At 64.1% G+C, this 23585-nt stretch carries 18 protein-coding genes; 2 read left to right on the forward strand and 16 right to left on the reverse strand.

Annotated elements, in window-relative coordinates; all coding sequences use genetic code 11:
* Together eno and GXY33_15465 are read right to left on the reverse strand one after the other, a co-directional pair.
* The coding region (eno, locus tag GXY33_15460; GenBank protein ID NLX06536.1) for a phosphopyruvate hydratase at window positions 1–1259 on the reverse strand (1259 nt) is incomplete at its 3' end.
* 139 nt (window positions 1260–1398) lie between these two features.
* Window positions 1399–3141, reverse strand: coding sequence for an FAD-dependent oxidoreductase (locus GXY33_15465; GenBank protein ID NLX06537.1), 1743 nt, complete (start codon window positions 3139–3141; stop codon window positions 1399–1401).
* Between the two features lie 103 nt (window positions 3142–3244).
* On the opposite strand from GXY33_15465, the gene GXY33_15470 reads away from it, so the two are divergent.
* Window positions 3245–3538, forward strand: a complete 294-nt coding sequence (locus GXY33_15470; protein ID NLX06538.1) for a hypothetical protein — start codon at window positions 3245–3247, stop codon at window positions 3536–3538.
* Between the two features lie 21 nt (window positions 3539–3559).
* On the opposite strand, the gene GXY33_15475 is transcribed toward GXY33_15470, so the two are convergent.
* From GXY33_15475 to GXY33_15540, 14 genes are all read right to left on the reverse strand, one after another.
* A complete protein-coding gene (locus tag GXY33_15475; protein NLX06539.1) occupies window positions 3560–4297 on the reverse strand; it encodes a TIGR00730 family Rossman fold protein in 738 nt (245 codons plus the stop codon).
* Between the two features lie 149 nt (window positions 4298–4446).
* The gene (locus GXY33_15480; GenBank protein ID NLX06540.1) at window positions 4447–6948 is read right to left on the reverse strand and encodes an ATP-dependent Clp protease ATP-binding subunit; all 2502 of its coding nucleotides are present in this window, start codon (window positions 6946–6948) and stop codon (window positions 4447–4449) included.
* A gap of 298 nt (window positions 6949–7246) precedes the next feature.
* Window positions 7247–8161, reverse strand: coding sequence for a hypothetical protein (locus GXY33_15485; protein ID NLX06541.1), 915 nt, complete (start codon window positions 8159–8161; stop codon window positions 7247–7249).
* Window positions 8161–9195 carry a rod shape-determining protein gene (locus tag GXY33_15490; protein ID NLX06542.1) on the reverse strand — a complete coding sequence of 345 codons (1035 nt, stop codon included), beginning with the start codon at window positions 9193–9195 and terminating at the stop codon, window positions 8161–8163. Before GXY33_15490 ends, GXY33_15485 begins: the two co-directional genes overlap by 1 nt.
* Before the next feature lie 107 nt (window positions 9196–9302).
* Window positions 9303–9494 carry a hypothetical protein gene (locus tag GXY33_15495; protein ID NLX06543.1) on the reverse strand — a complete coding sequence of 64 codons (192 nt, stop codon included), beginning with the start codon at window positions 9492–9494 and terminating at the stop codon, window positions 9303–9305.
* A 26-nt stretch (window positions 9495–9520) separates the two neighbouring features.
* On the reverse strand, window positions 9521–10387 hold the full coding sequence (locus GXY33_15500; GenBank protein ID NLX06544.1) for a hypothetical protein: 867 nt from the start codon (window positions 10385–10387) through the stop codon (window positions 9521–9523).
* A gap of 200 nt (window positions 10388–10587) precedes the next feature.
* Window positions 10588–10938: an STAS domain-containing protein gene (locus tag GXY33_15505; protein ID NLX06545.1), complete on the reverse strand. Its 351-nt coding sequence runs from the start codon at window positions 10936–10938 to the stop codon at window positions 10588–10590.
* A gap of 28 nt (window positions 10939–10966) precedes the next feature.
* On the reverse strand, window positions 10967–12667 hold the full coding sequence (locus GXY33_15510; GenBank protein ID NLX06546.1) for a hypothetical protein: 1701 nt from the start codon (window positions 12665–12667) through the stop codon (window positions 10967–10969).
* 271 nt (window positions 12668–12938) lie between these two features.
* Complete coding sequence (locus GXY33_15515; GenBank protein NLX06547.1) at window positions 12939–13919, reverse strand: ROK family glucokinase; 981 nt, start codon at window positions 13917–13919, stop codon at window positions 12939–12941.
* 27 nt (window positions 13920–13946) lie between these two features.
* The gene (locus GXY33_15520) at window positions 13947–16130 is read right to left on the reverse strand and encodes a hypothetical protein (protein NLX06548.1); all 2184 of its coding nucleotides are present in this window, start codon (window positions 16128–16130) and stop codon (window positions 13947–13949) included.
* Window positions 16131–16253: 123 nt separating this feature from the next.
* On the reverse strand, window positions 16254–17084 hold the full coding sequence (locus GXY33_15525) for a hypothetical protein (protein ID NLX06549.1): 831 nt from the start codon (window positions 17082–17084) through the stop codon (window positions 16254–16256).
* An 81-nt stretch (window positions 17085–17165) separates the two neighbouring features.
* Window positions 17166–18158 (reverse strand): PKD domain-containing protein, encoded by a 993-nt coding sequence (locus GXY33_15530; protein ID NLX06550.1) that lies wholly within the window; start codon window positions 18156–18158, stop codon window positions 17166–17168.
* 46 nt (window positions 18159–18204) lie between these two features.
* Window positions 18205–19479 carry a serine/threonine protein kinase gene (locus tag GXY33_15535; GenBank protein NLX06551.1) on the reverse strand — a complete coding sequence of 425 codons (1275 nt, stop codon included), beginning with the start codon at window positions 19477–19479 and terminating at the stop codon, window positions 18205–18207.
* 180 nt (window positions 19480–19659) lie between these two features.
* Window positions 19660–21957, reverse strand: coding sequence for an MFS transporter (locus GXY33_15540; protein ID NLX06552.1), 2298 nt, complete (start codon window positions 21955–21957; stop codon window positions 19660–19662).
* Between the two features lie 209 nt (window positions 21958–22166).
* Between GXY33_15540 and GXY33_15545 the strand changes: the two genes are divergently transcribed.
* The gene (locus GXY33_15545) at window positions 22167–23573 is read left to right on the forward strand and encodes a hypothetical protein (GenBank protein NLX06553.1); all 1407 of its coding nucleotides are present in this window, start codon (window positions 22167–22169) and stop codon (window positions 23571–23573) included.
* Window positions 23574–23585 lie beyond the last annotated feature (12 nt).

Consider the following 23585-nt stretch of genomic DNA (forward strand, 5'->3'; position numbering starts at 1 on the left):
GCCTGGCCGCCCAGTTCCTCTTCGATCCGAAGGAGCTGATTGTACTTGGCCACCCGATCGGTCCGGCACGGAGCCCCGGTCTTGATCTGCCCGGCGTTGGTCGCCACCGCCAGGTCGGCGATGGTGCTGTCCTCGGTCTCGCCGCTGCGGTGCGAGATGACCGCCGTGCACCCGTTGCGAATCGCCATGTAGACCGCGTTGAGCGTTTCGGTGATCGTCCCGATCTGATTGACCTTGATCAGAATGCTGTTGGCCGAGCCTTCCTTGATGCCGCGGGCCAGACGCTTCGTATTGGTCACGAACAAATCGTCGCCGACAATCTGGACTTTCTGACCGAGCTCGGCGGTCAGGTCCGCCCAACCCTTCCAGTCGTCCTCGGCCAACCCGTCCTCGATCGAGACGATCGGGTAGTTGTCCACCAGCTTCTTCCAGAACTTGATCATCTCGTCGCTGCCGACCCACCGGTCCGGATCGCTCTTGAAGAAGTGGTACTTTTTCTTCTTGCCGTCGTACAACTCGCTGGCCGCCGGGTCCATCGCGATATAGACGTCCTTGCCCGGCTTGTAGCCGGCCTTCTTGATCGCCTCGACGATCAGGTCGAGGGCCTCTTCGTTGGTCTTGAGGTTCGGAGCGAACCCGCCCTCGTCGCCGACCGCCGTGCTGTACCCCTTGGCCTTGCAGACCGCCTTGAGCGAATGGAACACCTCAGCCCCCATCCGCAGGCCTTCGGAAAACGACGCGGCGCCGAACGGCATGACCATGAACTCCTGAAGGTCCACGTTGTTGTCGGCGTGCCGGCCGCCGTTGAGGATGTTCATCATCGGCACCGGCAGCGTGTGCGCCCCAGCCCCGCCGATGTAGCGGTACAGCGGCAGGTTGCAAAACGCCGCCGCCGCCTTGGCCACCGCCATCGAAACACCCAGGATCGCGTTGGCCCCGAGGTTGCCCTTGTTCTCCGTCCCGTCGAGCTCGATCATGGCCTGGTCGATCGCTTCCTGGTCGCGCGGGTCCATGCCCAGCAGTCGCGGTGCGATGGTCTCGTTGACGTTGGCGACGGCTTTGAGGGTGCCCTTGCCGCCGTAGCGCTTCTTGTCGCCGTCGCGCAGCTCGACCGCTTCGTGTTCGCCGGTCGACGCCCCGGAGGGCACCGCCGCCCGGCCGAACGTCCCGTCGCAAAGGATCACGTCCACCTCAACCGTCGGATTGCCACGCGAATCGATGATCTCACGCCCTTGAATGTGTTCAATGCAAGACGACATAATCAGCCTCCATACGCGTCAGGGTTACTGGTCAATGCTTCCGCAAATCTGGAAAACGACCAATATACGAACCGGCCGGGACCGAGGCAACAGAAATCAGCCCGCCGGCACGGAGCACGCCGAACATGCGGAAAACCACCTAATCCAGGTAAAACGCATAGATGCGGCTCTCAGGTGCGCCCCACGTGGTCATGAGGGTGAAACGAACCCCTTCGACGGTCCGGCCGATCGGCAGGCGGACCAACCGCTGGTGGTTGCCGCGCACCTCGTGGAGCGTCCGCCAACTCCCGTCGTCAAAGACCTCGATCCGGAAGTCCTTGGGCGTCACGTCGGGAACGCGGGTGACCTGGCCGTAGCTGCCGTGAAGGCTCATGATGACCTTCTTGTCGAATCCGCTGTCGAGAACGAGCGAGACCTCGTTGACGGTCCGCGGCGAGTCGAATCGGTAGGCGATCCAGTCGCCCGGCCCGGCGGTCCAGGCGTGAACCTCGTCGCCGACCGGGCGGCTCGTCCCGTCGCGGACCGGCGACGGATCGCCTCGCGAAGCGGTCAGCTCAGCCGACGTGGTCAGGGCCGAGAACTCCTGACGGATACGCGGCAGATAGCAGTCGTCGCGGAGCAGGGCCTGCTGCAACTCGACGATGTGGCGCTGGCCGATCTGGCGAACCGTGACCTGCCTGGCCGTTGCCATCGCCGCCGCCGTACCCGCCGCCTGGCCCAGCACGCTCGCCGTGCCGGAAACCCGCGTCGAACTAAGGGCGGCATGGGTGAAACTCGCGCAGCGGCCCGCGAACATCAGGTTGTCGATGTTGCGCGAATAGAGGCAACGATACGGAATCCCATAGGGCGAAGGAGCGGGATGGAAGATCGTCGCCGGAGCTCCGAGCTTCACCGCCCAGAAACCCGCCGGGTGATGGTCGTCCATCGGCCAGCCGCCGTACGCCACCACGTCCTCGAACCGCCCTTCCGCTTCCACGTCGTTCTGCGTCAAAATGTGATCGCCCACGCAGCGGCGGCTCTCGCGCTTCCCGGGCAGAAAACCGATCCAGTCGAGAGCCCAGTTATCCGCCCCGTGGTCGCCGTGGTTCTTGATATGATCCCAAACGCCAAAGACGATCTTCAGCAACTCGTCCCGCAGCTTCTCGGTGTCGTGGATGCTGTCGTGCTCGCCGCCGACCTCGACCCACCAGTAGCCCATCTCGACCCAGTCGTGGCCGCTCGTTCCGTACGGCAGATCCTCCTCGCGCGGGAAATCGTGGGCCCACGCAGGCGGCTCGAACGGCTGAGGCGTATCGTGTCTGGCCGCATGGAACATGCAGGTCATGCCCATCGTCTGCTTGTCAGCCTGCTCCGGCGCAATCGACTCGTTGAACTCCGACCTCGCCTCGCGCCCGATGCGGTGCTGGGCTCCGGTCAGCGGCGCGAGAAGCCCATCGCCGGAACAGTCGATAAACACCCTCGCCTCCACCGTGTGGTATGTCTCGGTGGTCAATTGCCAGCCGGTGAGGTTGGCGATGCGCGTGCCCGCCGTCTCAGCCTTCAGGCACGTGCAGTTCGACAGCAGCGTCAGGTTCGGCTCAAAGTGCACCTTCTCGTAAAGCACCAGGTCCCAGATCGAGTAGTTCTGATGCGGATTCCGTCGGAGATTGTCGAGACGCAACTCTTCGAGAATACCGGTCTCGCGCATGTTCGGAATACGATTGTTCCGGTCGGCTCCGCAGATGTGGATGCGGATTTCGCTGGAGGTGTTGCCGCCGAGCACCGGCCGGTCGTGGATCAGCACCACCTTCGCCCCGTGCCGGGCCGCAGCGAGGGCGGCGCAGACGCCCGCCATGCCGCCTCCAACCACGCACACGTCCGCCTGATGCCGCAACTGCTTCATTCGCAAATGACCTCCGGCGGCATTCCCCGGCGTTGGCTCACCGCCGCACAGCGTGATAATTCGGTATCAAAACGACCCGAAACGATGGTACAGGAGACGCCACGTGTCCGCAAACCCGTTTTATCCGGCGGTGGTCAATCCCGCGGCGGCCGGCGACGCAAGACGCCGCCTCAGACACATGCTCCGTGTGGTCCCGATTTGGCGAACCACCGGCGACCAGGCCGGACCCGCCCCGGAAAACCCCGATGTGCTGCGGCGTTGGGCCACCGAGGATCGGGTTTATGCGGCTGAGTGCCAAATCGGACGCGGCGAGATGATCGTGTGCAGCCTTCGTTTGATGGCCGACCCTGCCGGACGATTCCTGCTGGAGCGTTTGGCTCGCTACATCGCTCGGTAAACCACTGCTTGCGAAAGCGAGCTACTTGCCCCTCTTGCGGGGTGCGCCCTTCTTCGGCATCAGGAAGCGAAACTCCTCGTCCTTGGCCTTCAGATGATGGTTGCCGTTGGAGACCTTGCCCGCGTGCTTCTCGATGAAGTCCGCCGCCGCCGCGATGTCGTCGGTGATCTCGAAGAGCAGCACGTCGTCCTCGTCGATCGCCTTGTACTGCTTGAACAGCACCTCGCTCATCCAGTCCCGCAGGCTCGACCAGTAGTCGCTCCCGATGCACACCACCGGATAGCGCGGCGACTTGCGGGTCTGAATCAACGTCAGCGACTCGAAAAACTCATCGAGCGTGCCGAAGCCGCCGGGAAAGCAGACCAGCGCCCAGGCGTACTTGACGAACATCATCTTGCGGGCGAAGAAGTAGTGAAAGTCGAGCGCGACGTTAGTGTACGGGTTCGGCGTCTGTTCCATCGGGAGGGTGATGTTGAGGCCCACGCTGATCCCGCCGGCCTCCACCGCCCCCTTGTTGGCCGCCTCCATGATCCCCGGACCGCCCCCGGTAATGATCGCGAACTCCCGCCGGGCCAGCTCCGCCGCCAGGTCCTCAGCCATCTTGTAGTAGCGGTTCTGCGGCTTGGTCCGCGCCGACCCGAAGATCGAGACCGCCTTGCCGATGTTGCTCATCGTCTCGAAACCTTCGACGAACTCGGACATGATCCGGAACACCCGCCACGTGTCGGTCGACTGAAAATCCGCGGTTCGTTTGGTCATCGCCTGTTTCCTCACGTTCTGCGCGCACGGAAGTCTGCCACATACCTTTATCGTCAAAAGGACCGGCCGGGCTCGACCGTCCGGACAAAAAACACCCGGAACCCCCTGAGGGTCCCGGGTGTGATGATAATCTACACGCTGCGGCTTGTTCACGTCGCGTCGGTCATGCTCGGCGCCGGCGATTCTTCCTTCGGCGCCGTGCTGCTGCCTTCAAAGACGAACTGGCCGTCCTTGACCGAGCAGACGATTCGGTCCATGCCCTCAAACTCGCCGCGCAACAGCCGTTCCGAAAGCTGGTCCTCGACGTGCTCCTCGATCGCCCGACGCAGCGGCCGCGCCCCGAAGTCGGGATTATACCCCTTCTCGATCAGGGCCTCCTTCGCCTCGACCGTCAACTCCAGCGCCAGGCCACGCTCCGCGAGACGCCCGACCACCTTCCGCATCTCGTAGTCCACGATCTGCTGCAGGTCGTCCCGGCCCAGCGGCTTGAACACGATGATGTCGTCCACCCGGTTGATGAACTCGGGCCGGAAGTGCTTCTCGACCTCGCGCTTCAGGATGTCCTTCATCTTGGCGTAGTCGGTCTCGATGTTGCGCTTGCCGAAACCGAACTGGCCGCTGTCCTTGATCATCTCCGCGCCGATGTTGCTCGTCATGATCATGATCGTGTTCCGGAAGTCCACGTGCCGACCGAACGAGTCCGTCAGCCGCCCTTCCTCCATGATCTGCAGCAGCATGTTGAAGATGTCCGGATGGGCCTTCTCAATCTCGTCGAGCAGGACCACCGCGTACGGACGACGGCGAATCCGCTCGGTGAGCTGGCCGCCCTCTTCGTACCCCACGTATCCCGGAGGCGCGCCGATCAGACGCGAGACGTTGTGCTTCTCCATGTATTCGCTCATGTCGAGCTGGATGATCGCGTCCTCGTCGCCGAACAGAAACTCCGCCAGCGACTTGGCCAGCAGCGTCTTGCCCACGCCCGACGGCCCGACAAAAATGAACACGCCCATCGGACGCCGCGGATCCTTCAGGCCGCTGCGGCTGCGGCGAACCGAACGCGACACCGCCGTGATCGCCTCGTGCTGGCTGACCACGCGCTTGTGCAGCTCATTCTCCAGCTCCAGCAGCCGGCGGGTCTCTTCCTTCTCGAGTCGCGTCAGCGGCACGCCGGTCATCCGGCTCACCACCTCGGCGATCACCTCTTCGTCCACGATCCCTTCGACTTCCTTGTTCTGCTGGCGCCATGAGTGCTGACGCTCGTCCTTCTCCTTGCGGAGTTGCTCGCACTTGTCGCGCAGCTCTGCCGCCCGCTCGTAGTCGGCGTTCTTCACCGATTCGGCCTTCTCGATCTCCAGCCGCTCAATCTGGTTCTCCAGGTCGGTCAGATCCGGCGGCTTGGTCATCGACCGCAGGCGGATCCTCGCCCCGGCCTCGTCGATCACGTCGATCGCCTTGTCCGGCTGGCACCGCCCGGTGATGTACCGGCCCGACAGCTCGACCGCCGTCTCCAGGGCCGCGTCGGTGATCTGCACCCGGTGGTGCGCCTCGTACCGGTCGCGCAGGCCCTTGAGAATCTCGCGGGTCTCGTCCCGGGTCGGCGGCTCGACGATGATCTGCTGGAACCGACGCTCCAGAGCCCCGTCCTTCTCGATGTACTTGCGGTACTCATCGAGCGTCGTGGCCCCGATGCACTGAATCTCGCCGCGGGCCAACGCGGGCTTCAGCACGTTCGAGGCGTCGATCGCCCCTTCGGCCCCGCCGGCGCCGACCAGCGTGTGCAACTCGTCAATAAACAGGATGATGTTCTTGGCCCGACGGACCTCGTTCATCACCGCCTTGATCCGCTCTTCGAACTGGCCGCGGTACTTCGTCCCAGCCACCATCATCGCCAGGTCGAGCACCACGATCCGCCGATCGTACAGAATCTCCGGCACCTCCCGGTTGACGATCTTCTGGGCCAACCCCTCAACGATCGCCGTCTTGCCCACGCCGGCCTCGCCCAGCAGCACCGGGTTGTTCTTGGTCCGCCGGCACAGCACCTGGATCAGACGCTCAATCTCGCCCTGCCGGCCGATCACCGGGTCAAGCTGGTTCTCGCGGGCCAGTTCCGTCAGGTCGCGGCCGAAGCTGTCCAAAGCCGGCGTCTTCGACTTGCCCGGCTCGCCTTCGGCACGCTTCTCGCCCCGCTCCTGCTCCTGCGCGCTGCCGCTTCCGGTCGCGCCGAGCAGGCTCAGAACCTCCTCGCGGACCTCTTCGAGCTTCAAACCCAGATTGATCAGCGCCTGGGCGGCGATGCCTTCCTGCTCCCGTAAAAGGCCCAGAAGCAGATGCTCGGTGCCCACGTAGTTGTGCCCGAGCTTGCGGGCCTCCTCGATCGCATATTCGATAACCTTCTTGGCCCGAGGAGTTTGCGGCAACTTGCCGATCGTGACCATGTCCGGGCCGCTCTTGACCAGCTTCTCGACCTCCATCCGCACCTTGCGCAGATCGACATCGAGCTGCTTGAGCACCGTGGCGCCCACGCCGCTGCCCTCTTTGACCAGCCCCAGCAGGATGTGCTCGGTCCCGATATACTCGTGGTTCAGCCGCTGGGCCTCCTGATTGGCCAGCGCCATCACCTTTCTGGCTCGATCCGTGAAACGTTCAAACATTACTTATACTCCTCCTTGCCGCTGCGTCGCGAAAAAGTTCGGACGTTCGCTGCTTCCCCAGTTTACACAATCCGTTCACAGGTTATTGTAGTTGTGTCCCGTAGGTTCGTCAAATTCGGGGAATGTTTTTTGGATCCTCTGACCCTGTCTGCGTTTACGGCTCGCGTTGAACAAAATCACGCTAGGTTTATCAGAAACATCGGCAATTCCAGCTGCGGCCTTTCGTGAATTCTCAATCCCATTGACGATCGGCGGGAACACCGCGATCGCTATAAGCGACTGTGAGGGAAGGAAATACCTAATGTCCGGATTCGGGAAGCACGACCAGCACGTAGACCGTGTCAAGCTGTGCTTTTTGGAAATAAGGCCGAATGCTCAGATCGGCGTGCAGGGGGCTGTCAATCCGAGGCTTGACCGCCTCGACCGTACCCACCGCCAGGGCCACCGGCAGCTTGAAGTGGTGCGGCTCAGCCACCAGAACCAGGTCGCCCGGCTCGATGCGATGCGTCACCGGCACCATGGTGGCGGCCAGCAGCTGGTCGTTACCGGCCCCACTGACCTGGACGGTGGTGATTTCGACCGGCGGGCCGTTGTCCCGGCCCGGACGGACCACCCGCCCCAGAAAATAGACGTCCGTCGAGGTCAGCAGTTCGACCCGTGCGGTGTACGGACCCGGGCTGTAGGCGATCCGGCCGACCAGGGCCGCGGTGGCCAGGGCCACCTGCGGGCTGACCCGTTCGAATCCCGGAACCTGTTCAGCCAGGGCGAACAGCACCGGCGCCCCGTCGGGAATCCGGCTGAACGAGCCCCTGTCAATGACAATCGACTCCAAGCCGAGGCTGTCAAACTGCGAAACGTGAGCCCGAACGAAGCCATAGTCAAAATCGATGGTCTCTCGAAGCCCCAGAAGCCGCCGGTTCTCCTCTTCGAGCTGGACCAGCCGGGCGTTGAGCACCGTCAAAAGCCGTTCCCGCTGGCCGTCATCCAGCCCCCCTGCCGAACCGCCCGGCGCCTCGTCGCCGCCGCCCACCGCCCGAGCGGCCAGAATCGTGTAACGCCCGGCCGGGGCAAAGAGGGCCTGACAGACCCGCTCCAGCGGACCGGTCCATCGAACGGGAAGAAACAAAAGCAGCAGAGCGACCCCCACCACGGCCGCGAATACCTTCTTGACGCGAATCCTCTTGCCGAATGCGTCCCGCCGCGGCGCGTTCACTAGTCTTCCTCGTCGGCCTCAAGAGTCTTGTACCATTGGCTGTAGTGCTCGAGGTACATCGCGGTTCCGCGGGCCACGCACGTCAGCGGATCGTCCACCAGACGCACCTGCAGCCCCGTCGCGTCGGACATGATCTGATCCAGCCCGCGGAGCAACGCGCCGCCGCCGGCCAGGAAGATGCCGTTATCAACCAAATCCGCCGCCAACTCCGGTTCGGCGTGCTCCAGCGTCCGCGTCACCGCCTCGATGATCTGACCCACCGGCTCGCGAAGGGCCTCGCGGATCTCGTCGCTGGTCACCACCGTCTTTCTCGGCAGGCCAGAGATCATGTCGCGTCCCCGAACCTCCATCGTCTTCTCTTCGGGCAGCGGGGCCGCCGACCCGATCTCGATCTTGATCCGCTCCGCCGTCTGCTCGCCGACCAGCAGGTTGTACGTCCGCTTCATGTGGTTGATGATCGCCTCGTCCGCGTCGTCGCCCGCCACCCGGATCGACTCGCAGACCGAAATGTCGGCGCACGAGATGATCGCCACCTCCGTGGTGCCGCCGCCGATATCGACCACCATGTTGGCCGTCGGCTCGGCGATGGGAAGCCCCGCCCCGATCGCCGCCGCCATCGGCTCCTGAAGCAGCCGCACATGCCGCGCCCCGGCCCGCTCAGCCGAGTTGTACACCGCACGCTTTTCCACCGCCGTAATCCCGCTGGGCACCGAAATCACCACCCGCGGCTTGATAAAGCTCCGCCGCCCGTGGACCTTGCGGATGAAGTACCCGAGCATCGCCTCGGTGATATCGAAGTCGGCGATCACGCCGTCTTTCAGCGGACGAATGGCGCTGATCGTGCCCGGCGTCTTGCCGAGCATCTCCTTGGCCACCAGACCGACCGCGTTGCCGTCCTGGAGCACGCGGTTCGTCCCCTTCCGCACCGCGACCACCGAGGGCTCGTTAAGGATAACGCCCTGCCCTCGCACGCACACCAGGGTGTTGCACGTGCCGAGGTCGATGCCCATGTCGAGAGAAAAAACACCCAACAGGTTATCGAGAAGCACAAATCGGCCCCTTCAGAAAACGACCGCGTACCGCAACCACTATCGACCGGCTATCGTCCAGCCCATCGCCACCGGTCGTCGGACGCCGATGGCTACCTGCCCACCGCAGAAACGCCGCTGAAGACCTGATCCAGCCCGTAGAACGAGTGAAACTGAATACCCAGCACAACCACCGCCACCAGCAGAAACGCCGCGGCGATCATCAACAGCATGGTGTATACGTTGTTCTCCGCCGGAGCGCCCGCGGGCCTCGGTCCACCCGGCGATCGGGTCAATGCCGCCATGAATGATCTCCTCGAAAATCGCGGTGCTAGAACCTGTCCGTCACGTTGTCGCCGCGATGGATCGCGCCCTGCACCTGCACCAGTTCACCCACCGACGCATCCGGCTGAACTTCCCGAACCTGCAACTTGCCCAGGTACTGCCCGCCGCGGTAAACGATAAACTCCATGCCTTCCTTCACGCCCTGGGCCGACCCCACCGAAATCCCCGCCAGCGAGTCGCGGACCTCCGTGATCTGTCCCATGATCGGAGCCGCCTGCGCTTCCTGGGCCGACCCCACCGGGCCCTGCGAACCGGCCGTCCGGGCCTGATCCTGGCCCGGAGGCGACGCCATCCGCTGACGAAGCTTGGCCACCGTCTCTTCCAGCGAAACGTTCTGCTCCTTGAGCAGACGGATCTGCTTTTCGTAGAGCTGCCGTTGGAGCTCCAGCTCCTGATTCGTCTGGGTCACCTGGAAGTTCTCGCCCTGGAGCGCAGCCAACTGCTGGCGAATCGCGGTGAGCTGCTCCTGCAACTGCTTGCGCTCGGTGTCGGCGGTCTGGAACATCCCGCTCAGTTGCGAGACCTGACCCGTCAGAGCCGCCCCCTTCTGCTGCTCAGCCAGCAGCTTGTTGCGCTCCGTCGCCAACTCCGACGTCTGCGTCGCCAACTGCGTGCGAAGTTCGGCGATCTGGCTCTCCATATCCCGCAAAACCTGGCTCTGATGGGCCTGCGCAATCGCGCTGAGGCTCGCCTGCCCCTTGAGTTCCTGCTCGGCCGCGGTCGCCCGGGTCAGGTTCTGATCGGCTTGGGCCTTGTAGTTCTCCGTCATCGCCGTGTACTGGATCACCAGGATGGAAAACACGATGGCGAGGACCGCAATGATGACGATGAAGACCTTGGTTAGCGTTGTCAAAGCCGCTCTCCTTTACTAGCACCTGACCCTACAGGTGTCGGCTGAGGCCACCGCCGAGACGCCGCTGGCGGGAGTGGCTCGCCCATCCGACCTTGCCGTTCGTAAGTCTCGACGGAACAAGCGATAACAATTCTACGCGAGTCGCATCCTTTTGCAAGCCAAATTTCACCCGTCCCGGTCCGCCGAAAGCTCCAAAGAGCCTACGGTTCGGCCCGTTTGTTCAGCTGAAGACTGGCCAACGCATTGGCCACGTCGTCGGAAAACTCGAAGATCTTGTCCAGCCCGGTCACCAGGAACACGCCCCAGACCGCGGTCGGAATGCCGCACAACTTGATCTGCCGATCATTGCTAATCATAACTTGCTTGCGCAGCTTCAGGAGCTTGGCGATGTTGGACGAATTCAGGAAGCTGACGTCCTTGAAATCAATCACCACGTCGATGTCCGGACGCTCCTCGACCATCTGCATGACCGCATTCAGGTCGTCCGTGAACTGCGGGTCATCCTGCAGATTGACGAGCACGATGTTTTCCGACCATTGTTGGATCGCCACGCTTAACCTCCCGTCACTCCCCGAAAAACTACGACGCCTCCTCCACCCCCAGCAACGTCCGAAGCCGGTTCAACGGCTTGGCTGCCGGTGAATTGGGATCCGGCTTTTCCGCCAGCGCCTCCGTAACGACCGTCCTGGCCTGAGCCAGATAGCTGTCCGTCTGGTCGGGCATCAGCAGGGCCGCTTGGTAGTAGACCTCGGCCAGGCGGACCCGGGCCAGCGTCTTGGCCTCCTGGCTCGCCTCGTTGACCGCCTTTTCCGCGGTTTCCAGGGCCTTCTCGACGTTCTCAGCGACCTTACCCGCCGCGTCGGCCGCAGCCTGCTCCGCCTCGGCGACATAGGCCCCGAGGGTCTCGCCCAACTCGACCGGCGCCTCGCGAAGGACCGGAACAACCAGGTCCATCTGCCGGCGGCGAATGTCCAACAGCCGGGCCTCGCCCATCAGGGTTTCAATCATCTCGCCGCTGACCACCAGGGCGACCCGGGCCGTCCGCTGGGCCAGTTCCAGGTGCGGGTCCTTCTGGCCCGGTTTGACGTTGCCCTGAGCGGCCCGAACGGCGCCGCTGTAACGGCTGGCCGCCTGCTGGGCGGATGAGGCGCTCTGGCGGGCCTTGCTCGATTCCCGCTGGGCGGCCTCGAAAGTCCGTTGGGCCTGTTCCAGCTTGCCGCTCACCTGGTCCAGCGACGTCTTGAGTGAAGCGGTCAGATCCTCAGCCCGCTGGGAAAGCTGGCCGACAAGCTGCTGGTTGATCTGCGACTGGCTCTCGAGATTCTCCAGATACTGCTTCTGGGCGGTCAAGGCGGCATCCAGGCTCTGCAGGCGAGTCTGGAGCACCTGCGTTTCCTCCCGCAACTGCTGGAGACCCTCGACGGTGCTCAGTTGCCGGCCGTCGGTGAGTGTGGCCTGCTTGTCCGCCGACAACTCGTAGGGCCCGGCCTCGAGGCGGTCGATCTTGACCGACAGGGCGAACGCCTGACGCTCCAGATCGTTGATCTGCTTCTGAACTTCCACAGCCTCTTCGGCGCCCAGAGCGCTGATCCGGGTGGTCAACCCGCTGATCTCGAGATTCACATTCTCCCGCTCGTTCTGCCGCTCCTGGAGTTGCGTTTCCAGGTCCTCGGTCAGCCCTTCAACGGCGGAAATGTCCTGCCGGACCTCGCCGACCTTCCGCTCCAGCTCGGCCACGTCCTTCTGGGCGACCTGGGTCGCCTCCGCCAGCGTCAGCGTCTCAAGATCGCTCAGTTGGCTCTTAACCATCTGGATGCGGCTGGCGGTCGCGCGGACCTCTTCGAGACCGGCGAGCAGCGAGGCGTTGCCCAACTGGTAACGGTCGATCTGACGCAGGGCCAGGAAGTTGCGAAGATCGGCCACCACGGCGTGGGCCAGCGCGATGTTGATCGACACGCCGGCGGCCTCAGCGGGAGCGTCCCGAAGCTGCTGCTCCAGTCCGGCGATCGCCTGTTCGAACCGCTTGATCCGTTCGTCGGCGGCCTGCTGGATGTTCTTAACCTGCCGCTCGCCGTCCGCCGGGAGCGTGGTGGGAAGGGCCGCCAGTTGATCGCTGTACTCCATCAGAGGACTGGTGCGGGCGAAACTCTCCAGTTCGGCAAGCGCCTGCTGGACCGATTCACCGGCGTCCTTGGCCGCTTGACGCTCCGACTGCTCCGGGCAGCCGCAAATCCAGAGCAGGGCCGTGCTCAGCAGCGCCATTACGAGAAAGTTACGCACGTGTCACTCCTTCCGGCGTGGTGACTGCCATCGGCCGAAACCATGCGCGGCCCGACACGGGTCGTCCGTGCCGCCGCCCGAAATGCGGGGCGGTCAGGCCAGAGGCTCTTAAGCCGTGATTTTGCCAAGCCTTGCCTGACATGTCAACAAATTAAGCGGTACGAAAGGGACGTAGCAGGCTGTCCCAACTGCCATTGTATGCCGCAGCCCGATGGCATAACAAGCGGCCCGACAGCGAGGGACGCAGCGGCCTGTTCGGAACAACTCCTATCTACGCCAGTTCGCCCAGCGATTCGGCCAGTTTGGCCGCCCCAGCCGCCCCGATGAAGCCCGCGTCGTTGCCCAGTTCCGCGAGCACGATCTGCGGATAGCTGCTCTCGAAGGCGGGACTGCGGAGTGCTTCGAAATGTTGTCGGACGGGCACAAGCAGCGTATCGCCCGCATAGACCATGCCGCCCGACAGAATAATCATCTCCGGATTGATGATATGAGTAAGATTGATGCAGCCGATGGCAATGTACCGGCAGGTCTGCTGCCAGGTCTCGGTGGCCAGGGCGTCGCCCCGTCCCATGTGCTCGACGATCCGCTCGGTGGTGATAGCCTCGCCGCGGTCGAGGATCTGCTTCATCGAGCTCTCGCGGCCGGCCAGAATGGCGTCGGTGGCGATCCGGGCGGTGTGCGAAGCCGAAGCGTAGGCCTCGAGACACCCTCGCTGCCCACAGTTGCACAGGCGCCCGCTCGGTTCGATGATCATGTGGCCGATCTCAGCCCCGTTGTCGAAGAACCCGCGAATGAACTTGCCATCCGAGACGATGCCGCCCCCCACGCCCGTGCCCAGAGTGAACATGACCAGGGACTCGGCGGTTCGTCCCGCTCCCACCCAGAACTCACCCCAAGCCGCCGCGTTGGCGTCGTTCTCCAGCGTTGCCGGCAGCCCGAAATGCCCACTCAACCGATCGCGGACCGGCACGTTCCGCCATCCCGGCAGATTCGGCGGACTGACGATCACGCCCTGCTTGTGGTTCAACGCGCCCGGCGCGCCAATGCCGATCGCCCGCACCGCATCGGGCGACTGCCGCGCCTCGTCAATCGCCATCTTCCCAGCCAGGATCATCCGGTCAATAACGTGATCGGGCCCCCGCTCGGCCTCCGTGGGGATCGAAATCTTGCTGCGGACTACTCCGGTCTCCTCGACCAGGCCGGCTTTGACGTTCGTCCCGCCCAGATCGATGCCGAGGTAACAAATGGCCATGAATGCAAACTCCTGAGGGTAAAGACGTTACGAAGAACTCGGCTGGGTGTCCGCCGCCAGGGCCGGCGCGGTGGACGGGACCCCTCGTCCCATCGCGGCGAGCTTCTGCCGGTACGCCTCGGACAGCTCCTTATGGAAATCCGCGGACAGGGCCGCGATGAACTCCTGCAGATGGTTGTCGGGATCTTCCTGGGCCAGGACCTCCGCAAAACAGTCCGTCAGGACCTCGAGGTGCGCCCCCGGGATCAGCCCGACCGAACGGTTGAGGAACTGGGCGCAGACCAGCGGGTCGAGGCCGCCGGACGCGGCGGCCAGGATCGACTGGCACATCCGGTCGGCAAGTTCCTCCACCGGCGGCGAAGTCACCCGTTTGGCCGCCACCAGCGACTGGCGATAGTACTTGACCGCCTCAGCGGGCCGGTCGGTGACCAGCACCAGGTCGCCGAACTGCCGAAAGAGAGAAACCTGCACGTCCGGCGGCCAGGCGCCCGACTGGGCGGTGATCTGATCCTGCAGCCCATTGACGATCGCCTGGCGGTGTTCGAGATCGACCCACGCCGCCCTCGCGAAAACGGCTTCGGCCCACGCGATCTGCTGGTCGCACGGCCAGCGCTTGACCATCGTGGTGATCGCCCCGAAGATGACCTCGCGAACCTGCTTGTCCTTCTCGACTGTGGGGTTCAGCCGTTCCACCAGTTGATCGACCACGCTGCGATCGTCGGCCAATCCCAGTGAGGCGATCCCGGTGGCAATCTTGGCCCGTACGCCGGGCTCCGGATCGTCCTTGAGGTAGCCCAGCAGCAGGTCGATCTGCGCGGGATCCTTCAGAGCGGCCAACCCGGCGGCCCCGAACAGCCGGACGTTGGCGTCCGGGCTCCCGAGGGCGTCCTTGAACACCTGCAGAAACCGCTTGTCGCGAATCGCCCCCATCGCCGCCAGCAGTTCCTGCCGCAGCAGCGGCATGTCGTCGCCCGCCTGCTGATACCGCTGGAGAATCGCATTGACCGCGGCGTCACGGAACTCCGGACCGATCGGCGCGTCGTTGTCGTTCTGGAAGATCCGCGCCAGGGCCTGGGCCGCTCCCGTGGCCACCGTCTCCAGAGGCAGGGCCAGTTGAGGCAGCACGCGGTCAAGCAGTTCCGGCCCGCCCAGTTGTCCCAAAGCCACCAGCAGCTCGCGCTTGACCAGCGGCTCGCTTTCCTTCTCCAATTGGCCCAGCAGGGCCTCGACCGCCTGGACGTCTTTGCCGTCCCGCAGCACCTTGGCGCACTCGCAGCGGACGATCGGGTCCTGATCGCCAAGCAGAGACCGAACCGAAGTCTGAAGCTCCGGCGGAAGTCCCTGATTCTGGGAAATCCAGATCGTCAGCATCTGCAGGGCGGCCAGGCGATGGGCGGAGAGGCTGCTGGCCAGATACTCCTGGATCGTCTTGACCCGTTCCGCGTCGTTCTTGGGCGCCGACCGGAACGAGCGGACCAGCGTCTCGATCAGAACCCGCTCGGTCTGCTCCAGCCGCGTCCGAAGGAACCGGTTCTCGTTGGCCAGGATGTCCAGTTGGCCCTGCAGCCACTGGAGATCGTCCTTGTTCTTGTTCTTCTCCCACCACTTCTGCCAGGCTGACACGTCCGTCGAGTAGTCCACCAGCGTCAGGTCATAGAGACTTCGGGCACACGCCAACTTCAGTTCGCGACTCCCCGTCCGGTCCCGGTGCAGGCGTTCCATCAGGGTGATCAACACCGCGACCGCCTGTTTCGACCGCATCTTGCCCATGGCCCCGATGGCGGCCAGCCGCTGCGGCAGCGGGCGCTTGTCGCTGTCGATGATCTGCCCCATCCGCTCGATCAAACCCGGATCGCGATAGCGGCTCAGGACGATCGTGCTGGCCTCCTGAAGGGCGGGGTCGCCGGCGAGCAGGTTGTCGATCAGGGCCGACTGATACTGCGGGTCCGGATTCTCGATTTCGGTCAGGGCCGCCGTCACCGCCAGTTGGCTCTGGCGGTCCTTGGCGTTGGCCAGAATCGCCAGGAGTTGCCGGTCGGCTTCCGGATCGCCGAGCAACAGCAGCGAACCGGCGGCGGTCTTGCGGCTCGGATAGATCGGCGTGTTCTGGTCGGTGACGATCTTGACCATGTCCTGGATGAGCTTGCCCTGGGCCGGACTGGTCTGGACCGCCGACGCCTCCGGCTCACCCCGCGCAACGCCTGCCGTCAACAAAAAAGTCATTGCCAGAACTGCCACCAACCGGCTTGTCATCGCCTCTCCCGTGCGGTTTTTCATGCAAATTCCATTCTGCTGTCCGGGGCGTTTTAATGCAACCGTAAACGCCGAAAGTTTCTACCGAGACGGCTCCTGCGGCCCTTCCAGGCCGGCCGGTCGCGTGGTCGGGCCGAGCAGTCTCAACTCGGCCACCACCGGCCGATGGTCCGATCCGTCCAACTCGCGGACGCGGGCCGCGTCGATCGCCCACGGACCGCGCACAAAGACGTGGTCGATCCGGTAACCCGCCCGGTTGACGAAGATGCTCGGCTGGGTGGTCGTGCCGCAGGCGGCGCAACAGTCGGTCAGCGAACGAGCCAGCGCCACGTAACTCGGGAAGAACCCCAGCGAGTTGGTGTCGCCGGCCACGATCACCGGATGCGGGCTGGCCTCGGCCAGTTCCACCACGTCCTTGGCCTGGCGCGTCCGGGCCCCCATCGACTCCATCGCGCCCCGGATCAGCGGGCGGGGCAGCGACTTGAGGTGGATACAGAGGACTCGAACCGTCTCTCCCTTTATCGTCACGTCGGCTGAAAACCCGTAATCGTGTTCACCCGCCATGTTCAGCACCTTGCCGGGCTTGATCGTCCCGCGCGCCAGGATCGCCATGCCCGCGCCGCTGCGCGGGCCATAGGCGGCGTAGGCCGCCGTCATTTTCAACTGATCCACGAACCGTTTCAGGTGCGTTGCGTCGTTGCGCACCTCCTGAAGACAGACGATATCCGCGTCCAGAAGTTGCAGGTTTTTGAGAATCCGGTTGGGATCGGAACTGGTCAGCACGTTGTACGTCGCCACGCGGATCGCAAGGCCCGGTCCTTCGGCCTCGACCGGCGAAGCGCCGCGGGCCGCGCCCGAACAGCCGACCGCGAAGACCAGACATATGGCAGCCGGAATTCGGATTGAGTTCATGCGGTTGGACCTCGACAAACCGTCTCTGTGTCGTTCGCCAAGTGACTCTACGCGCATCGAGGCCCGCGGGTTCGCGGCGGGTCAGCGGGAAAGGTCCAGATGCAGTTCCCGATGGGTCTTGGCCCCGCGGGCCGTGACCACCGTCACCTTGGCGCTGTATCGGCCGGGAACTGCGTAGTAGTGGCGAGGCGTCGGCTCCGCCGCGGTCTGGCCGTCGCCGAAATCCCAGAACACCGCCTGCGGCGGCGGGTCCACCTGGAGGTAGAACTGCACGCCCAAGCCGTTCTCGCCAATCCCGGTGACCGCCCGCGGCCGCACCAGGGAGTACTTCTCCGTGACGGTCTTGAAGAAATCGAACGCGATCTCCGGCTTTCGCCGATGACCTCCGGCAATCTCGCGGGGAAATACCCGCTTGCCGCCCATCGTCTCAAGAAAGTCCGCCGCCTTGCGGCTCTGAATGTTAATGCCAAGCAGCGGATCGCTGGCGGCGAAGAAAATCGCCACCGGCTGATACGGGTCCAGCCGCTCGCGGATGTTCGGCAAAAACGTCTCATCGAAGTTGCCCATCCGCACCGCCAGGGCCCGGAATACCGAAGGATTGTTCAGCCCGGTGTGATAGACGGCCAGACCGCCACCGGACCATCCGGTCATGTAGACCCGATCCGAATCACCATTAAGATTCTTTAATGCTTGATCAACAGCACTTATAATCAGCGCCTCATCTTCCCGCTGCCGCCGCAACTGGTCTTCCCGGCCCACCAGACCCGTGCCGTTGGTCCCCTTCAGGCGCGGAGCCAGAACAATAAAACCCACCCGCTCAGCCAGACCCCGCCACTCGCGGAGTTGCAGATCCGCGGTGTCCCACGGAATCGTCCCGTGACAGGTCACCACCACCGGCCAGCGCTGCTCATTGCTGTGCCACGACGGCACGTACACCAGATAGCTGCCTTCGGTCTTGGGATCCTTGATGGTCTCGGTCGAGCCAGGCACCCGGTTCAGATTCGCCGGGCATCCCGGCAGCAGGATCAGGGCGAGCACGCCCAGAACGACAGGACCCGATCGTGAGCCAAACACGGTGGACACCACAGCAGCCCTCAGCAGTAACGGCAAAATCTCATCTTCAGGAACCCAACAGCAGCACAACGTTGACGATCAGCGAAAGCACCAGCAGCATGGCCAGCACCGCGACCGCGACCTTCCAGCCCGCCACCATCTGCGCCGCCGCAGCCGCAGAGCCGTGGACCGGCGGCTCGGCCGGCGACCCCTGCTCTTCCAGGTTCGCCAGTTCGTTGACGTCGAAAATCGCCCGGGCGTGGACCGGCGGACGCCCCTCTCGGACGGCTCGCAGATCCTCGAGCATCTCCTCGGTCGACTGGTAGCGGTCTTCCCGCCGCTTGGCCATCATCACTTCTATGATCTCGGCGCAGCCGACCGACAGTTCCGGGTTGATGTGGTCCGGCGGCGTAAGCTGCTCCCGCAGATGCTTGAGCATGACCGCGGTGGGATTCGGGGCGTCAAACGGCACCCGCCCCGCCACCATGTGGTAGAACGTCGCGCCCAGCGAGTAGATATCCGCCCGAAAGTCGATATCGACCTCGCCCCGAATCTGCTCGGGCGAAATATAGTACGGCGTGCCGTAGGCCCGCCCGGCCTCCGACTGGGCCAGCCGGGTATCCGAAACCTCGCGGGCCAGACCCATGTCCGCCAGTTTCGCCACCCCGTCCCTCGTGAGCATGATGTTCTTGGGCTTCACGTCCCGGTGGACCAGGCCCCGCGCGTGGGCGTGGGCCAGGGCGTCGGCGATCTGGAGGATCAGGTCGACGGCCTCGCTCTCCGGGTACCGCTTGCTCTTGGCCAGCACGTCGTGGACGGTATAGCCGTCGACGTACTCCATGACAAAGTAGTGATAGCCGCCCGCCTCGCCGACGTCGATGGCCTGCACGATGTTCCGGTGGTTCAGCTTCGCCGCCGCCTTGCCTTCCCGGTAAAACCGGTCGACGAACTCCGCGTTCTCGCTGTAACGGTGCGGAAGCACCTTCACCGCGACTACGCGGTCCAGCGAGAGCTGCCGGGCCTTGTAGACCGTCGCCATCGCCCCCTTCCCGAGTTTGTCGAGCAACTGGTAGCCCGGGAATAACTGCTTGGCCGGCTTCTGATCGGCGTCGGCGATCAGCCGCTGCATCTGCGCAGCCGTCACGCAGCCCTGCTCAACAAGGACCTCGCTGAGCGGCTTGTCCTGGCCCCTATCCGCCAGTTGCTTCTTGCGGACCAGACAGGATTTGATCTCCTGCGTGGTGGCAAGCTTGTGCTTGAGCACCAGCTTGCTGACCAGCGTGTCTTCGCCGCCGCCGAAGCTGGACGCGGATGCCGAACTGGTATCGCCTTGGTCGGGCATGCTTTACACTACTCTTATTCTTCGTCGCTGGTTCGCCCCAAACGGAAAATGACGCTCCCGCTCCCGCGAGCTTTGGGCGATGAAATGCACGAAAGCGGCCTGCAGACGCGACCCGGCTACCGCCGTCGTCCAAAACTTATAGTATACCAGTATTCACACCGGCGACAAGCGAAAGGTCCGTTACCGGGAAAATTGTTGCTCGGTTCCGGGAAGGGGCTTGTCCGGACATTTGGCCTTCACCCGCGGGCTGCGGGGCCGCGCGGCAGCCGCGTGCAGGGCCAGCAGGACGTACTCCATCCGGGCGCCGCCGCCCCGGGCAAGCTGCTCGCCGCACTCCTGGATAATGGCGTCCAGGGCGTCATCCCGGGCGTCGGCCAGCAGTTCCCGAACCGTCATCGACAGTCGTCTTGCCCCGGTCTCCAGATCGTTGCGGGCGAACCACTGGGCACACTCGTCGAAGGCGGCCACCAGCCGGTCGTCCCGTCCGCAACCGGTTTCAAAGGACTTCTTGATATCCAGCAGCGCCTGGGCCGCACTGGTGCCGGGCTCCGAGCGAAGCGACCGCCAGAGGCTGATATACCGCCGTTCGGAACCGACAATCCGCCCAAGGGCCAACGCGACCTCCTCGCGCGATACCGAATCCTGACGGCTTCGGAGGAAGGCGATCAGGTCGTCGGTGGCCTCCGATGCCCGCAGGATGCCCAGCGCCGAGGCGTAGGCCAGCCGGACCCCGTCGTCGGTCTCGCAGCGAAACTCCCGCAACAGAAATGGAATACTCTCGACGTCGCCGAGAGTCGCCAGAGCCCGGGCGCTTCGGGCCCGCAACAGGCTGTAGTCGGACAGAAGGGTCTCGCGCAGCGGCAAGACGGCGCTCTTGTCGCCGATTCGCCCCAAAGCCCACGCCGCCGCAATCGCCAGGTCCGGCTCCTTCCCGCCAAGAACCAGCAGCAGCTCGTCCACCAGCTCCGGACGCGCCGGCATGCGGGCGACCGAGATGATCGCCTCGTACCGCACGTTGAAGCTCGGATCGTGAAGCGCCTCGATCAGCTCGTTGATGCTCAGCGGGTTGCGGGCCTGGCCCATCCGCTCCGTCGTGCTCACCCGCTCCCCCTCGTCCCGCGCCAGGTGGTACCGCACCATCGTGCCGATCGCCATCACCGGATGACCCTGCAGGAACATGCCGACGAACCGCCCCGTGGGCATCGCCCCATCGCCCCGAACCCGGCTCATCACGATCACCCCGCACGTCAGCATCGAAAAACACGCCGCGAACAGCGGCGTGTACTGGTCGACCGTGAACACCGAAACCTTCGACGAAATCCCGCCGCAAAAATCCAGAAACCGCCCCGCCAGCAGCGGAGCGATCCCCGCGGTCAGTCCCGCCCACGCGTAGAACACCGCCATGTACCCCGTCTTGTGCTCCGCCGGAACCGCGCTGACGTAAAGATACCGCCCATACCCGATCTGCCAACCCATCGTCGCCACCCCCACCACCAGCGCCGCCCCCATCGCCAGCGCCGCACTCGCCGGCGACTGACGCGGCAGCAGAAACCAGATCACCGGCAGCAGCAGCATCACGCCCAGCCCCGACAGCATCACCGGCTTGCTCCCGTACCGGTCCGACGCCCATCCCCACAGGTACGATGACACCATGATCCCCGCGTACGCCCCCACGTCCAGCAGCACCACCTTGCCCGTGGCCAGCCCGATCTGTTCCTTCATATACAGCGGAACGAACGCCGCCAGCGGGTTGAACCCGAAAATCACCAACGCCAACCCCACCAGGAACAGCCGAAAGTTCCGGTCGCGTAGCGAATCCAGCATCGTGCCGAAGTGCCGGGTCTGAACCGTGCCGTCCGGTGGTTCGCCACCGGGAACGAAGCTGAAGCACCACGTCGAAACCAGCCCCGCCACCACCCCCACCCCGATCAGCACCACGAAACGGTACAGCGAATCGAAATGCCCCACGACATGGCTGGCGACGATGAGCGTGACGATCGCCGCCACCGTCGAAAGGATCGTGTTGATCGCACCCAGCTTGCCCCGGATGTTGTTCGGCACCGCCTCCTGCTGCCACGGAATAAACGCCGACTCCGCGATCGCCCGCGCCACCGCGAAACCCAACACCGTCACCGCCACCCAGACGAACGCCGACTCCCGCCCGAAGTGCAACAGCACCAGCGGCACCAGCATCAGCAGACCCGCCACGATCTTGCGAGCCGCAAAGAACCAGACGAACGTCCGCTTGAACCCCAACCGCGCCGACAGCGGCGTACTGATCACCGCGATGATCGCCGCGAACGGAATCAACGCCAGCAGAAAACCGATCTGGGTCTTCTCCAGACCCAGCTCGTTCAAAAACAGAATGAACACCGACCCGAAAACCGTCAGAATGCAGAATATCTGATTCCAGACGTTCCCAGCGTAGAGCCAGGGCAATCGGCGCAACTTGTCCACATCGGTCAACGGCTTGCCCATCAGCGGCGGCTCCTGCGGCACCTGCAATCACAAAGGTTCATTGTATCACCGCCGGTCCCCCGTTTCTATCTCCCGGCTCGGGATTCATTGTGGCAGACCCGCCGGAAAAGGCTTGAAACGCCATACGCAGGCGGGAAACATAGCGTCAACCCGAGACCGTCGACGAAAGTCCGTCGTGGGCCTCAGCGGATGAGTTTAAGGAGATGGACGTGCCGGTATGCCTGGTTCAGGAAATCATGAGGGCGTGTGCGTTTGTGGCGGCGATGTCGGCTGAGGGGCCGGATGTGTCGGGTTTTGCATCCCGCGTTCGGAGCGGGTCGTGGGTTGAGAAGTGGCCGGATGAGAAAGGCGAGCTGGTCGCCTCGACGGTGCAGGGGGAGATATGGACCGAGGCGATCCAGGCGGCCATCGATCAGCACCGGGCGGTGTATCTGCCGAAGCGCGACAAGCCGTACTACATTGACGCGCCGATCGTGTTGCGCAGCGGGTGTCGGTTGGTTGCCGATCCGGAGGCGGAGATTCGGCTGAGGCCCGGCAGCAACCGCTGCATGGTGCGCAACGAGCACATCGTGGACGGGCACAGCGGACCGGTCGAGCCCGACGCGAACGCCGATGAGGATTTGCAGATCGTCGGAGGCATCTGGACGACGCTGGCCACGACGGACCAGGAGTCGAACGGGAACGCGAACGGCTGGGCGCTGCCGGGCGGACCTTTTTGCGCCCATGGGACGATCCTGTTGAGCAACGTGCGGCGGGTCGTGGTGCGCGATGTGACGATCCGGCAGTGCCGGCCGCACGGGATCCAGATCAGCAACGCCTCGCACTTTCTGGTGGAGAACATCCGGTTCGACCGTCATCACCGCGACGGCGTACACATCAACGGCCCGGCGTCGTTCGGGCACGTTCGCAACGTGCGGGTCGTGCGGGGCGTGATGGGCGACGACCTGATCGCGTTGAACGCGTGGGACTGGTATCACACGGTGGTCAGTTTCGGCCCGATCCATCACGTGCTGGTCGAGGACGTGGTCGGCCAGGCGCCGTCCGAGCCGAAGGCCCCATCGGAGATCCGCCTGCTGGGCGGCACGAAGCGCTATGCCGACGGCCGGACGGTCGATTGCGATATCCACGATTGCGTGCTGCGGAATATCGAGGGCATTCGCACCTTCAAGGCCTACGATCAACCGAACCTGGAGTGCGGCCGCGACAAGGACTTCGCCGATCCTATCGGCAACATCAAAAACGTCCAAATCGAGAACGTCCGTTTCGCCGCGGACCACGGCGCCGCCCCCTTTCAGATCGCCCACAACGTCGACGGGCTGACGATCCGCGACGTGCGGCTGGGCTTCGAGCCGAAGGACGGCTTTGCCCTGGTGGAGATCGGCCCGCTCTCGATGACGTTCAAAGCCAACCCGGCCGACCCGGCCACGTGGGTGGAAGTCTTCTCTCCCGACAAGGATTGCACGGTGAGGAATTTCGAACTGACCCAGGTGCAAACGCCAACGAAGCCCGCCGACCCCAAACACCTGATCCGTCTGATCCAGCAGAAAATCAATCCCGACTATCCCAACACCACCCCGCGCGGCGGAGTGGGACGGGGGATTCTTCTGTCCGAGTGACCGCGGGCGAGC

The sequence above is a fragment of the Phycisphaerae bacterium genome (genome assembly GCA_012729815.1).
In the GTDB taxonomy this organism is placed as follows: domain Bacteria; phylum Planctomycetota; class Phycisphaerae; order JAAYCJ01; family JAAYCJ01; genus JAAYCJ01.

Coding starts and splice junctions, on each gene's coding strand:
- GXY33_15465 (NLX06537.1), bottom strand. CDS start 3,141: ATGAAGCAGTTGCGGCATCAGGCGGACGTGTGCGTGGTTGGAGGCGGC.
- GXY33_15475 (NLX06539.1), bottom strand. CDS start 4,297: ATGACCAAACGAACCGCGGATTTTCAGTCGACCGACACGTGGCGGGTG.
- GXY33_15480 (NLX06540.1), bottom strand. CDS start 6,948: ATGTTTGAACGTTTCACGGATCGAGCCAGAAAGGTGATGGCGCTGGCC.
- GXY33_15495 (NLX06543.1), bottom strand. CDS start 9,494: ATGGCGGCATTGACCCGATCGCCGGGTGGACCGAGGCCCGCGGGCGCT.
- GXY33_15515 (NLX06547.1), bottom strand. CDS start 13,919: ATGGCCATTTGTTACCTCGGCATCGATCTGGGCGGGACGAACGTCAAA.
- GXY33_15525 (NLX06549.1), bottom strand. CDS start 17,084: ATGAACTCAATCCGAATTCCGGCTGCCATATGTCTGGTCTTCGCGGTC.
- GXY33_15535 (NLX06551.1), bottom strand. CDS start 19,479: ATGCCCGACCAAGGCGATACCAGTTCGGCATCCGCGTCCAGCTTCGGC.
- GXY33_15540 (NLX06552.1), bottom strand. CDS start 21,957: ATGGGCAAGCCGTTGACCGATGTGGACAAGTTGCGCCGATTGCCCTGG.